The organism is Exiguobacterium sp. 17-1 (assembly GCF_023096305.1).
Taxonomy (GTDB): Bacteria; Bacillota; Bacilli; order Exiguobacteriales; family Exiguobacteriaceae; genus Exiguobacterium_A; species Exiguobacterium_A sibiricum_A.
Genome location: NZ_JALIGJ010000001.1, coordinates 834,629 through 848,704, shown reverse-complemented (window position 1 = coordinate 848,704; position 14,076 = coordinate 834,629). Strand labels below are relative to the sequence as shown.

The window sequence follows — 14,076 nt, the reverse complement described above, 5'->3', positions numbered from 1 at the left end:
GTTGGTTATCCTTTTAGCAGACCGTATTGCAATTTAATCCGATCCCGTTTTGTTGAGCCGAGTACGGCGATCAACTTGACACGTCCTGTTCCACGAAGTGAGAGTAAGTCGCCTTCCTCCAACAAAAAACTTGGATCTTCGACGATTTTATAATTCACTTTGCTTTCACCTTGTTTAATCAGGCTTTGCGCCTTTTGTCTTGAAAAACCAAGGATTTCACTGACAACCGTATCAAAACGGAGCGAACTGACGAAGCCCAGTTCTTCTTGCCATTCTTGATCCTTAATCTTCAACTGTTCTTCTGAATCCACGAGCGACAACCGAATCTTTGTTTTTCCCGCACGATCGACATTTGCTTCGATATAAGAAGCTACTTCTTTCGCAACGGCAAATTGAACGAGTTGATCCTGGATGACGACGTCACCGAATTTCCCGCGCTTTAATCCGACATTCAGCAATGTGCCTGTCACCTGGCGATGCGAGAGCTCCACGAATTTAGTGGGATAATGGATACGATAAATGGCAATATCAAAATCGTTGGCATCAAGATCGTAATAATCAGGGGCAATAAGCGCACGCTGTCGTTCGGCGCCTTCAAAACCGCCCTCAAAAAAGAGGGCGCATTTTGTTCCGACGAGTTCTCGGGTAATCTGTTGTTCGCGCGGATCCAGAAAATCTGTCACTTTAAACGTATAGGTCGCTTCGACATGGTCGATCCAATTCAAGACGAGATCGACAAACTCCCGCTCATGTCCGCGATAATGATCATAGACACTCATTACAAGAAGATCGCTCTGATACCTGACTGTGCGAGATTAAGCACAAGAAAGGCAACGATAGGTGAAATGTCAAGCATACCTCCGATGGGCGGGATAATCCGTCGGAATGGTGCGAGGAAAGGTTCGACTAACATCGCTAGAACTTGACCGAATCGTGATTCACGTGCATTCGGGAACCACGATAATAAAATATAGGCAATCATGACGTAGCTGTAATATTGAAGTAACGTGCTGAGTGTACGACCGATTGCGTACATGACTTGCGAATCCATGCTTACCACCCCTTATGGTTGATATCATCTTCACCGAGCAGATTTGAAATACTTCCAGCCAGCTCGACGTTGTTCGGTACACAGAGGAGTGTGTTTTGACTGATTGTCGTAATCGTTCCATCAAGAGCAAACACGACACCTGATAAGAAATTGATCATTTGGCGCGATTGATCTTTAGACATCCGTTGCATGTTCACGATGACAGCCCGATTTTGACGAAGGTGTTCGCCAATTTCCTGTGCTTCGTTAAACACACGCGGCTCACTGAGAATGACTTGTGATTTTGTCTTTTTTGTATGAATGGGTACGATGTTCGATTGTCTCACATGGTCCTCCTTTTGAGTAACACTCGGGGTAGATTCCTCGTAATACTCATCATATTCTTGCTGTGATGCACCTCTACCTTTATTTATTGTAGCATCATTTTCATATTCGAGTTCATCTAAATCGTCTGTGTTACCGAGAAATAGATTTTGCATTTTTGATTTGAATCCCATATCGATTCTCCTTCCGTATATCTAGACCATTTATGATTGGACTAAAGTTGTTCCGATTCGGACATATGTCGCACCTTCTTCAATGGCAATCTGATAGTCTGATGACATGCCCATTGATAACTCCGTACACGGTGCGTGCGGTAAATGGCGGGCCGCCACTTCATCCCGCAGCACACGAAGCGAGTGAAAGACCGAACGGAGCACTTGCTCGTCCTCCGTCAACGGAGCCATCGTCATCAACCCGATCACACGGACCATCGGATATTGCCCCACTTCATGTAAAAATGAATGGACATCTCCCGGATCAATTCCTTGCTTTGATTCTTCACCGGAGACATTGACTTGAATAAAACAATCGACTGGCCGTTTCGCACGTTTATTGATTTCTTCCGCCAAATGTAACCGGTCCAAGGAATGTAACACATCAATCCGATCAATGATTTGTCGGACTTTACGAGTCTGCAACGTTCCGATGAAATGCCATTCACATGCCTCACGCCCTAAGACCGTTTGTTTGTCGGTCAGCCCTTCCGGACGATTCTCACCAAGTGCCGTTATACCCGCTTCAAGCAGCTCCGCTGCCACTTCACTTGACACTGATTTCGTCACGCCAATCAATTGTACCTGCTTTTTTTGATCGGTCTTTTCATACGCCTGTTTCATGTTTTGTCGGACATGTTGTACATTTTCAGAAATTGACATCGAGAGACTCCTTTACAATCAAACTGGCAAACCGTCCACCATGGTCTCCATGACGATATGAGAAATAGTCTTCCGCCTGGCAGTTCGTACAGATTCCTGTATCGAGCACATCGCCGACACCACTACGCTCGGCTAACATGGCATTCGTTTTTTGCAGGGATAACATGGCTTTCCCGTCTTCTTTCTTGATGTAAGGAGACTCTTCAAGACCTAGTTGATCCACCGCTTCAAGAACCGGTCCATCGACTTCATAACAACATTCACGAATCGACGGACCGATGACCATCTGAATCGAAGAACGGTCGGCACCCGCTTGTTCCATTTTTGTCAGTGTGGCTTCTACGATGTTAGCGACTGTTCCGCGCCAACCGGCGTGAACGTTTGCAATGATACCTGTCCGCGGATCACAGAAAAGGAGCGGCACACAGTCAGCAAACAGCATCATCAATAAAACATTTGAATCTGTCGTCACCAGTCCGTCTGTTCCCTTGATTGCTGTTTCGTAATCAGAGGCTCCACGACCCGACTCCAGTGTCGTCACCTGCTCTACATGATTGCCGTGCACTTGTTCAGCCCAAACTGAGTTTTCAAGAGATAACTCCAGTTGTCGGACGATGACTTCACGATTTTTGATGACGCCTTCCGGATCATCCTTAACGTGCAGTCCTAAGTTACCCTTGCCATGAGGTGCTGAGAACTTTGTCGTAAACGCTGCACGAACAGTTCCTGTCGGCGTATCCCATTTTATCCATTGACCAAACATCTCATCCCATCCTTTTTTAAAAAAAGAGGTGTCGCTTACGCGACACCTCTTGATCTAGCAGTCGTGTCCCTGGAATATCGGATTAACGATTATTCCGGCGAAGGAAAGAAGGAATATCCATCGTCTCTTCGACATCTGACCCTTTTGCTGATTCTTGGTTCGAGCTAATAGGTGTCTCTTCGACTTGCGGTTTAGGTTCTTCAGCTACCGGTGATGGCGCTGCTTGCTTTTTCTTGAGCAAGTTTTTCATCATCTCTTGTGCTGATGGGATTTCAAAATCGAGTGGTTCGTTTTCGAATTCCGTTGCGATGACCGTAACAATGATTTCGTCTTCCAGGTTGTCATTGATGACTGATCCGAAGATCAAGTTGACTTCCTCATCCGCAGCGCTTTGGACGATTTGAGCTGCTTCCGTTACTTCATAAAGGCTCAAGTTTGCACTACCGGTGATGTTCATCAAGACGCCTTTTGCCCCTTCGATCGATGTTTCAAGCAATGGACTCGAAATCGCTTTTTTCGCAGCTTCCGTTGCACGGTGTTCGCCGGTTGCGACACCAACACCCATCAATGCTGAACCTTTTTCCGTCATGATCGTTTTAACATCCGCGAAGTCCAAGTTGATGAGACCAGGAACGGCGATTAAGTCCGTAATCCCTTGTACACCTTGACGAAGAACATTATCGGCTTCTTTGAATGCTTCAAGCATCGGCGTGTTACGATCGACGATTTCAAGCAATTTATCATTCGGGATAACGATGAGTGTATCGACTTTTTCTTTAAAGTTCTGCACGCCTGAAACAGCATGTTGCATCCGTTTACGGCCTTCGAACATGAAAGGTTTTGTCACGACACCTACTGTCAATGCACCGATTTCTTTAGAAATTTCTGCGATAACCGGTGCAGCACCTGTTCCGGTACCTCCACCCATTCCTGCTGTTACGAAAACCATATCGGCACCAGACAAAATTTCTGTCAACTGTTCGCGGCTTTCTTCGGCAGCTTTTTTACCGATTTCCGGATTTGCTCCGGCACCAAGACCACGTGTTAATTTTGCTCCGAGTTGAAGTTTTACATCTGCCTGTGACATGTTTAATGCTTGTGCATCCGTATTGACAGCGATGAATTCTACGCCTTGGACACCATGTTCAATCATTCGGTTGACAGCGTTTGATCCACCGCCACCTACTCCGATGACTTTGATTTTAGCTACTTGGTCCATCATTTCATCAAAATGCAACATAAAAGGGGCCCCCTATTTTTTTACTGATAATTTTTTATTTAGCCGAAAAATTTCTCAAAGAAACTACTGAATGACTTTCGCTCTTTTGGAGGCTGTTCCTTCTGTGGCCGCTCTTCGCGTACTGAAGGTTGGGAAGGATGTGCAAGTAATTCCTCTTGCTCACGGCCTTGTGCGGCTATTCCCTTTTCGTCCGCACGGTCAAACCCTGACTTCGAAACGGCACTGCGTGATAGAACATATCGTAACATCCCAGCAGCGACAGCATACTTCGGATGACGAATCCCTAAGCTGGCTGGTTGATACACGTTCACGCTTTGCTTAAAGATTCGCTTACCGAGCTGGTCAATTCCTGGTAAGGAAGAACTACCACCACAAAGAATGATTCCGCTGTTCATTTGTGCATACCCAGCTTGTGTCATCCGCTTCTGAATCATTTCGAAAATCTCTTCCAGACGGGCTTCAAGGACAAAGCCAATCTCCGTCTGTGGTTCGAAACGGTGTTCCCCGTTGATTGTCACGTATGAGACTTTTTCTTCTGGATCACCTAAAGCTTCCAACGCGACGCCATATTCTTCTTTGGCTAGTTTCGCATCTTGATATTTACAATTCATTTTATACGTCAAATCGCGTGTCAGATGATCTCCACCGTACGCAAGTGTCGTTGAGTAAACCAGATCGTTTTTTTCGTAAATTGAAAGAGTGGTCGTTTCATGTCCGATATCAACGATCCCGACACCCAGTTCTAATTCATCAATCGAAGCTGCGATTCGTGAGACGGCTAAGCTTTCCAGCACATACCCCGCAAGTTCTAAACCAGCTCGTTCGATGGAACGTTTGATGCTATGTAGAATCGTCTTCGCTCCGATAATCAGCTTCCCTGTCACTTCTAAACGATAACCGATCATGCCACGTGGATCCGTAATCTCCGTCTGCTGATCGACAGTAAACGTTTTAGGTAACACATCGACAACACTCAATTCGTTTGGAATCCGCATCACCATGGCTGAGTGAAGAACATCTTTCACGTCGTCATCTGTGATTTCGTTGTCTTCCCCTTTGATTGATGTCATCCCTTGGCAATCCTTGACTTGGATGTGTTCACCGGAAATTGCTACATATACTTCACCAATTGGTTCGCCGAGTGTGCGCTCCACTTCTGCAACCGCTTGTTTAATGGCATTTACTGTTTGATCGATGTCGACGATGACACCTCGCTTGACGCCTGCAGATGGTGCAGACCCCTCCGCTAAGACATTCAGTGTTCCGCCTAGAAGTTCACCGACGATGAGTTTCACTTCCGATGTCCCAATATCTAGTGCGGCAATCGTACCTTTCGTTTCCATGGGAGTGACACCTCCACTTTCATAATACTAATCCTATCGTCCCTGTTTATATTTACAGGAATCGAGACAATCTTCTTCTCGTTTAAGTCTACACTATAAAAAACCTCACGAAAAGAAGTTATTGTCTAACTTACCCATCTAATAGATTACGATTTGATGACGATGTCTCCGCTTTCTTACTAATGAAAACAAACGTTTGTCAAACCCATTAAATCCGTGGTGTTATTTTCTATTTTTTACCTTTATATGGTTTGAAATAGATTCCTCCATCAATGGTGATCGTTCCTGTTTTTCCTTTTGGCAAAGCAGAAATGACCTTGACATATTCATTCAACGAGTTAGAAAAAGCCGATGTACTCAATAAGACGGTATTTCCGTCGGTCATGAATAACTTTAATCCACCCTTGTCGGTCTGATCATTGGCTACGATTTCCGAAATCCGGCTCCGGACTTTCGGCTCGATTTTGACAAGTTCCTTTGTCAGACGTCGCAAGGATTGATCCGTAAAACCTGTTAGAATCGGTGCATCAAACAATTCTTCCTTCGACTTTCCGGGAATAATCGTCCCGTCCGCTAAGACAATCCGGGCGCCCGGTTTATCTTTGGCATACGCAATCTCTTTTTCTTCGACGACGTCAACTTCATAATGATGTAAAAATGTTTTTTTCATCGTCGCTTCGCGAATACCTGGGACATCTTCAATCCGTTCCAACACGGCTTCTTCCGACACATTGAAAGCATGTGTCTCCTTCACCTTAATACGTGATGCTTGAATGATGTCTTCCTTCTTGACGTTCACGGTGCCTGTGACGTCAAACGTCGCGACACGCGAGAAACTCGATTGAAGATAGAAGACGACACCAATCAATAGACCGATCAGGATGAGGACATAGATTAAACGCCGGTTCGCCTTTTTCCGACGCTGCTCACGGACATATGGAATTTTATCTTCTAAGCTGCGGACAGTCGTATCCATCTTCGGCTGGCTTGCCGGTTGTTGTTCCTTCACGTAAGCCTCTCCCTCCATTATGTTTAATTTCAGTACCTTATCGGTCTATTCCTGCAATGCTTTAGTTTTTTTGCTGAATCAACCGTAATAATTCATCGACTAAATCACTTGCCGCATTTGGCATGCCGAGTGCGAGCGATGCTTTTGACATGCTGGCTTGATTGGCAATCGCCTTCGTACAAGCATCGAATAACCGGTCTCCCGTCAATTCGGATTCGCGAATCAAAAGACTTGCTCCTGTCTCGACAAGTGATGACGCGTTCACTTCCTGATGGTTTTCCGTCACGTAAGGACTCGGAATCAAAATGCTCGGTAAACCAAGTGTCGTCAATTCTGCTAATGTACTTGCTCCGGAACGCGAGATGACCAGTTGACTCGCTTTTAAAATCAACGGCAGATCGTAAATGAACGGACGTAATTGAATCCGGTCCGGTAATGTTCCTAACTGAGTCTGAATGTCTTCGTAGTGGACCTGTCCTGTGACGAACAACAACGACCAGTCAGTTGTTGATAACTTAGGAATCATTTCGACGACCGCTTTATTGATGGCCGGCGCACCTCGGCTACCGCCGTACACGACAATCAGAGGACGTTCTTGTTCAAAACCATATTTTTGTTTTTCTTCGATCGGATCGATTTGCAACATCGCAACCTCTGAAGCCCGGGGATTTCCGATTAGAATCGTTTTCCCTTCGTTTTTACCGAAATGGTGACCAGAGCCTTTAAAGGACAGAGCCACCCGGTCAACATACCGCGCCAAGAATTTATTGGTGATTCCAGGTAAGCTGTTTTGTTCATGGACAAGCGTCTTATACCCCATCTTCGCTGCCGTGTATAGGACGGGACCGCAGACAAAACCACCTGTTCCGACAACGATATCCGGTTGGAAGTCCCGCAGAAGTTTTCGGACGCGGACAACACTTTTCATGAAACGGAAACCGGTCTTGACGTTCTCAAACGACAAGGAACGGCGTAGTCCTGAAATTTCAATTGATTCAAACGGAATGCCTGCCCGGCGGACGATGTCCGCTTCAAGTCCATTCTCAGTACCGATGTATAACACTTCACATGCCGTACGACGTTCAATTTCTCGGATCATGGCCAATGCGGGATAAATATGTCCGCCTGTTCCTCCACCTGAAACTACGATTCTCATTTTGACATCCCTCCTATTTTCTGGACAGAACGGATGAAATGTTCGCCACGCTCTTCATAGGTCTTGTACTGATCCCAACTGGCTGATGCGGGAGAAAGTAAAATGATATCGCCAGGCTTCGAAACATCAAATGCTGTGACAACAGCTTCTTCCATCTCACGCGTTACTGTCGAAGCGATTTGTTGATCGGCCGCTAGATCGGCGAAGCGTTGACCTGTCTCACCGAGTCCGATGACGTGTTTGACATGGGTCATCGCACTTTTTAACGGTGTCAGATCTGCACCGCGTTCGAGTCCGCCGCAAATCCAGATGATAGACGAGTGAAAACCAGACAATGCCGCTTCCGTCGCCACATTGTTCGTGGCTTTTGAATCATTGTAAACTTTTCGTCCGGCAAACTCTCCGATGTATTCTGTCCGGTGTGCTACTCCGCCAAATGTCCGCAAAACTTCTTGAATCGCCGTTAAGGCAATCCCAAACGGTTCAATCAATGTTAAGGCGGCCAGGACGTTCTCGAGATTATGTCCACCACCGAGCGCCAGTTCACTGACGGGAAGAATTTCTGTCTGACCGACGAAGATGATACCGTTTTTGACATGTGCATAGGCAGGTTGACGACGTGAAAACGTCAATCGTTCCGCCACCGCTGTTTCGCTCAATCGCATGACTTCCTCGTCATCCGCATTGACGACAAGTCGTCCAGCTTCATCCATGTTTGAGAAAATCCGTGCTTTTGCTGCCGCGTACGACGTTACGTCTCCGTGATAATCAAGATGCGCCGGCGACAAGTTTAAGAATGCTGCACTGACTGGTTGGAATGATTGAATCCCCATTAATTGGAAACTGGATAACTCGATGACGATGACATCATCTGCAGCTGTCTGCTGGGCAACCTCAACTGCCGGGAAGCCAATGTTTCCAGCTAAATGAACGCGTCTTGAACCCTGTTTCAATAATTCATGGACAAGTGTCGTCGTCGTTGTCTTACCGTTTGATCCAGTAATCGCTACCCAATCTGCTTTCGTTGAACGGTATGCCAGTTCAACTTCTGTCCAAATCGGAATACCACGCTCAATTGCCGTCTGTAACAACGGAATCTGATAGGGAATCCCCGGATTTTTTACGATTAATTCTGTTCCATCCAGTAAGGATAACGGATGACTTCCGAAAATCGTTTCGACTTCCAAGGATTCAAGCGTTTGTACGTCATTTTCCGAAGGAGTCCCCCCATCGTTCACCGTCACGACGGCTCCTGCCTTAACAAGATAGGTCGCTGCTGCAATCCCGCTTTTCGCAGTCCCAAGGACCAGTACTTTTTTCTTCTCCAGTTCAGAACTCTTCATCATTAAATCGCTCACTTTCTTGACCACGAATTTCGATTACACGAACAGATAGGCGACTATCGCCACGATTAAACTAATCGAAGCAAATGTTCCAACGATTCGCCATTCACTCCAACCGACCATTTCGAAATGGTGGTGAATCGGACTCATCTTAAAGATACGTTTTCCTGTCGTCTTGAAGGAAATAACCTGTAGGATGACCGATAATGTCTCAACAACGAACACAATCCCAATCAATACTAATAATAATTCCAGTTTCAATAAGATGGATAAACCAGCAAGCGCTGCTCCTAAAGCAAGTGAACCGGTATCACCCATGAAGATTTTAGCCGGATAGACATTAAAAACGAGGAACCCGATCAGCGCACCGACAGCTGAAAAAGCAAACAAGGCAATGCCTGGCTCATCGGCGATGAACCACCCGTAGAGACCAAAGAACAAGAATGTCGGAATTGCCGTAAAGGATACGAGTCCGTCCAGTCCGTCCGTCAGATTGACCGCATTCGAGAATCCGACGAGCCAGAATAACGCGACGAGTGGATACAGAATACCGAAATCAATTGACCACGTCGTAAATGGAATCGACAGATACGTCGCTTCACTCGAAAATCCGCCGCTCAACCAGACAAACAACAGCCCAACAACAATTTGTCCGACTAATTTTTGCTTTGAGTTTAAACCAAGATTACGCTTTTTAACGACCTTGATATAATCATCGATAAAACCGATTGCCCCGTAGGCAAGCGTTAAGAACAGCAACGACAGATGACTCCGATCCAAATCTCCCATCAATAAGAGAACAATCAGACTGCCGATCATGGCAAGCAAAATGACGATACCGCCCATCGTCGGTGTCCCTGATTTCACTTGGTGCCAATCCGGTCCTTCTTCCCGAATCTCTTGACCAAATTTAAGGCTGTGTAAAAAAGGAATCGCTTTTGGCATCACGAGTACGACAACCAAAAACGCAATAATTAAACTGATGAATAATGTGATCATTGCATACACCTACTTTTAAGGATTATGTTTCATTTAGATATGTGAAGATTTGTTCCAGTGCCAGTCCGCGTGAAGCTTTTAGCAAAACAACGGTTTGTTTGCCGAGCAGAGGTTGGAGCAGACGTGCTGCGTCTTCGACCGTGTCCGCAAATTGGACTTGGACGGTCGGATCAACAATTCCATCCGCGATATAACGCCCTTTCCCTCCTACAAGAATAGCATGGGATACAGGAAGTGCAATTTTCTTCCCGACAGAGGCGTGTAACAAACGTTCTTGTTGACCTAGTTCATACATATCACCGAGGACGACGACTTTATTCGTAAATCCATCGAGCGTTGCAATCGTCTCGATTGCTGCATTCATGGAGGTCGGGCTGGCATTATATGCATCGTTGATGATCGCGGTTTGACCGTACATTAAACGTTCCATCCGCATCGGTGTCAATTGTACATCGTTTAATCCTGCCTGAATCACTTTGTCAGTAAGCCCAAGTGCTCTAGCTGTCGCAATTGCATACGCTGCATTCCGGACTTGATGTTTGCCAAGAACCGGTATGTTGAACGTCGCCCCATCAAATTTGAATGTCGTTCCGATGAACGTCGCTTCCGCCTGCTCGATCACATACGTATTGGTCGCATGATACCCGATGCGTTCAGCCGGCACTTCTCCTAACAACGGTTCATCGCCATCTACAAAAAGATGACCATTCGGTTTTAAACCTGATTGAATCTCTAGTTTCGCTCGGGCAATTCCAGTTCGTCCGCCGACCTGTTCAGCATGTGACTCGCCAATGTTCGTCACGAGTGCAATATCCGGTTCGGCAAGATTCGATAAGAGTTCGATATCTCCAAAACCGTTCATTCCCATTTCGAGAACGGCAACTTCCGTCTCGTTCGGCATCATCAAGATTGTCAAAGGCATTCCGATATCTGAATTGAAGTTACCTGCCGTTTTATGCGTCCGAAATGACTGTTTTAAGACACTCTCAATCATATCTTTTGTTGATGTCTTGCCATTTGAACCTGTAATCGCGATGACTTTTGGCGCAACTTGTTGTAAATACCGTTGTGCGATTACCTGTAGCGCCTTTAATGGATCTTCGACTTCAAGAACCGTAATGTCCATCTCTGGAAGAGGAATACCTTTTTTCCACAACGTAGCAATAGCTCCTCGGGCCACTGCTCCCTCGATGAACGAATGTCCGTCGACGCGTGCTCCCTGGATTGGGATATACAACCCTTCCGTGAGTGTACTTCTCGAATCCGTTGCAAAATTTCTTAGTGATCGTGTATCGGTTTCTTCCAATCCCAACCACTGGGCTATCTGTGCAATTGTTACCATCACTATTTCCTCCACTCGATTACAGCAAACGAGGACAAACAGAAGTCAACGAATGACTCCGGTTCGTCCTCGTTTCACTGCAGAAATCAGGAGACCGCTGTTTCTTACTCTTTTGGTTCAGCGAGTTCCACCGTCAGCTTTCCATTTTCTTTCACTAGTGTACCAGTTCGTGCCGATTGTTTGGTTACAAAACCTTTACCAATCACGTCTAACTTTAAATCGTAGAGACTGACGAGCTTTTTCACATCCCGTTGTGACCAACCGGTGATGTCAGGCATCTTAAACGTCCGTCCTGTTTTAAAGAGGACACGTTCCCCGCTGACGAATTCTTGTCCACGCGTCGGTATTTGTGAGACGACTTCAACCCCGTCCCCCAAAACGACCGGCACAGCACCTTGTTCCTTCGCCATTGTTTCTGCCTGATTCATACTTTTCCCGATGTAGCTTGGAATGATTTTAGCCTTGACATCCACCGACTCTTTTTGAGTCGCAGGTTTAATGCTTCGATATTGCAAAGCGGTATTCATGACACTTTTGAAGACCGGACTCATGATACTTGGTCCGGAAACCGATGATTCATTTTTCGATGGTCGGTCCACAGCGATATACATGATCAATTCCGGATCATCTTTCGGTGCCATTCCAATAAAGGAATGAATGAACTGCCCTTGAATGTATTTCCCGTTCTCTGAAATCTGCGCCGTCCCTGTTTTTCCGATGACGCGGTAATCTTTCAGCTTATACATCTGTCCGGTTCCGATTTTACTGTTAACGACACCATCTAGTGCTTCACGGGTCGCTTTTGCCGCTTCCGCAGAAATCGGTTTTCCGACCACTTCCGTTTTTGCTTTATACGGCGCTTTATCCGTATGATCCGCTTTTTGGATAATGTGCGGTTTGACCATTTCACCGTTTCCGGCAATTGCTGTCGCCCCTTGGAGAATCTGCATCGGCGTCACCGCCGTCGATTGTCCCCATGATGTAATCAACGTATTCAACGGTTTTGATAAATCAGATTGGCTGTTTACTTCGCCCGAGATGTCTATACCCGTTTTTTGATCAAAATGAAACTTCTTGAAATAGTCTTTATACCGTTCGATCCCAAGCTTTTCAGCTGTCAGGATCGAGAACATGACATTGGAGGAATGGTAGACCCCTTCAATCATCGGAATCGTTCCCCAACCGACATCATTGTAGTCTTTGATGACGGTTCCCTTATAATTATAACTCCCTGATTTGTAGGGTTCGTTCGGACGGAAGACACCTGCATCGATTGCAGCAGCCAGCGTAAAAATCTTCATCGTCGACCCGGGTTCAAACCGTGAGGACACAGCAAAGTTCGTAAAATCCGTCATATCACGCAAATTCGGGTTAAACGACGGGCGATCCGTCATCGCCAAAATTTCGCCTGTCTTGGCATCCATGACGATTCCTGTCGCATTTTTAGGTTTGTACTCGTTGTACATCTTCTGCATCTGTTTCTCAAGTGCTTGCTGGATCCGGTGATCGATTGTCAGATAGAGGTTCGATCCGTCTTTCGGCTCATTCGAGATTTTTGAAGTACCTTGAACCAATTCTCCGCCACTGCGATCTTTTTCAAAGACACGGGAACCAAACGATTCACGTAAGGCCTCATCATACTGTTTTTCGATGCCCATCTGTCCTTTTAAGACGACCCGTCCATTATCTTCTGTGATTTTCTGGACGAATCCTAACGTATCGGACAGGAAAATCCCATTCGGATAATAGCGCTTCGGTTCTTCAATCAATCGAATACCCGGCAGCTTTAACCGATCAATCTGTTCTTTCTGATCAACCGTCAAATCGTTCCCTTTTTTACCGAATTCGATTTGGGAGCGATTTTTATTTTCAATCAGATAGGTTTCCAATTCTTTAACCGACATGCCTAAAATCGGTGCAAGTCCGGTTGCTGTTTTCTTAAAGTCGACTACTGTCTCATCCGGATCTTTTTCCCCACCTAACCGGTAAACGGCGACCAAATGATAGGACGGGATGTTAATGGCAATCGGCGATCCAAGTCGGTCAAAGATTTCTCCACGTTCTGCCGACAGCGTGGCCTGGGACTCCCAACGTTTTTTTTCGGCATAGACAAGCATGTCTTCCCCGTGGAATTTCTTCGTCGTCGATAAGTACAAAAAGCGTGAAATGAACACCAAAAAGAGAGCAGCAAATATCAACATGACAATGGCTACTCTCCGTCGGGATTTAGATAGTGGATTCATTTAGGAATCACCTTGATGTTCCCTTTTCGCATATCAAGACCTTGTTCTTTCGCAATCTTGTAAATTCGTTCTGGAGAGCTTAAGTTGGTCACTTCGAGTTGAAGACGTTCATTTTCTTTCTTCATCTCTTGTGTGACTTGATTTTCCTTCGCGAGATCCCGGCTTACATTATACGCTTCATTATGAGCGCTAATCGTCATACTGCCGAAAAGGACGATTCCACCAATCATCGCACTGTACAAAAATTTTTCAAATGGATATAGACGATATTTCGGACGAACCGCGACACGACGTGCGATATCTTCCGTCTTACGTGGTTCTTGCATCGGTTGCTGCCGAACGGGTTCCATGGATTGGATCGGTTTACGAAGTGGCTCTGCCATTTGAA

At 45.9% G+C, this 14,076-nt stretch carries 14 protein-coding genes; all 14 read right to left on the bottom strand.

Features of this window, described 5'->3' with window-relative positions; translation table 11 throughout:
• Positions 1-5: 5 nt before the first annotated feature.
• Positions 6-779, bottom strand: a complete 774-nt coding sequence (locus MUN34_RS04145) for a YlmH family RNA-binding protein (RefSeq protein WP_026827943.1) — start codon at positions 777-779, stop codon at positions 6-8.
• Positions 779-1,051 carry a YggT family protein gene (locus MUN34_RS04140; RefSeq protein ID WP_034769807.1) on the bottom strand — a complete coding sequence of 91 codons (273 nt, stop codon included), beginning with the start codon at positions 1,049-1,051 and terminating at the stop codon, positions 779-781. Before MUN34_RS04140 ends, MUN34_RS04145 begins: the two co-directional genes overlap by 1 nt.
• A gap of 2 nt (positions 1,052-1,053) precedes the next feature.
• Positions 1,054-1,377 (bottom strand): cell division protein SepF, encoded by a 324-nt coding sequence (locus tag MUN34_RS04135; protein WP_233494514.1) that lies wholly within the window; start codon positions 1,375-1,377, stop codon positions 1,054-1,056.
• A 201-nt stretch (positions 1,378-1,578) separates the two neighbouring features.
• Positions 1,579-2,250, bottom strand: a complete 672-nt coding sequence (locus MUN34_RS04130; RefSeq protein WP_247856921.1) for a YggS family pyridoxal phosphate-dependent enzyme — start codon at positions 2,248-2,250, stop codon at positions 1,579-1,581.
• Entirely contained in the window at positions 2,237-3,013 is a 777-nt protein-coding gene (gene pgeF / locus MUN34_RS04125) for a peptidoglycan editing factor PgeF (RefSeq protein WP_026827939.1), read from the bottom strand. Before pgeF ends, MUN34_RS04130 begins: the two co-directional genes overlap by 14 nt.
• An 82-nt stretch (positions 3,014-3,095) precedes the next feature.
• Positions 3,096-4,253, bottom strand: a complete 1,158-nt coding sequence (gene ftsZ / locus MUN34_RS04120; RefSeq protein ID WP_026827938.1) for a cell division protein FtsZ — start codon at positions 4,251-4,253, stop codon at positions 3,096-3,098.
• Positions 4,254-4,291: 38 nt separating this feature from the next.
• A complete protein-coding gene (gene ftsA / locus MUN34_RS04115) occupies positions 4,292-5,596 on the bottom strand; it encodes a cell division protein FtsA (protein WP_026827937.1) in 1,305 nt (434 codons plus the stop codon).
• A gap of 229 nt (positions 5,597-5,825) precedes the next feature.
• The gene (locus MUN34_RS04110) at positions 5,826-6,605 is read right to left on the bottom strand and encodes a cell division protein FtsQ/DivIB (protein WP_026827936.1); all 780 of its coding nucleotides are present in this window, start codon (positions 6,603-6,605) and stop codon (positions 5,826-5,828) included.
• Between the two features lie 61 nt (positions 6,606-6,666).
• Complete coding sequence (gene murG / locus MUN34_RS04105) at positions 6,667-7,761, bottom strand: undecaprenyldiphospho-muramoylpentapeptide beta-N-acetylglucosaminyltransferase (RefSeq protein WP_247856920.1); 1,095 nt, start codon at positions 7,759-7,761, stop codon at positions 6,667-6,669.
• Positions 7,758-9,107: a UDP-N-acetylmuramoyl-L-alanine--D-glutamate ligase gene (gene murD, locus MUN34_RS04100; RefSeq protein ID WP_026827934.1), complete on the bottom strand. Its 1,350-nt coding sequence runs from the start codon at positions 9,105-9,107 to the stop codon at positions 7,758-7,760. Before murD ends, murG begins: the two co-directional genes overlap by 4 nt.
• A 33-nt stretch (positions 9,108-9,140) precedes the next feature.
• Complete coding sequence (gene mraY, locus MUN34_RS04095; protein WP_247856919.1) at positions 9,141-10,103, bottom strand: phospho-N-acetylmuramoyl-pentapeptide-transferase; 963 nt, start codon at positions 10,101-10,103, stop codon at positions 9,141-9,143.
• Between the two features lie 22 nt (positions 10,104-10,125).
• Complete coding sequence (locus tag MUN34_RS04090; RefSeq protein WP_034769804.1) at positions 10,126-11,445, bottom strand: UDP-N-acetylmuramoyl-tripeptide--D-alanyl-D-alanine ligase; 1,320 nt, start codon at positions 11,443-11,445, stop codon at positions 10,126-10,128.
• A gap of 104 nt (positions 11,446-11,549) precedes the next feature.
• Positions 11,550-13,688, bottom strand: a complete 2,139-nt coding sequence (locus MUN34_RS04085; RefSeq protein ID WP_026827931.1) for a penicillin-binding protein — start codon at positions 13,686-13,688, stop codon at positions 11,550-11,552.
• A complete protein-coding gene (gene ftsL / locus MUN34_RS04080; RefSeq protein WP_247856918.1) occupies positions 13,685-14,071 on the bottom strand; it encodes a cell division protein FtsL in 387 nt (128 codons plus the stop codon). The genes MUN34_RS04085 and ftsL overlap by 4 nt, the downstream gene beginning before the upstream one ends.
• Positions 14,072-14,076 lie beyond the last annotated feature (5 nt).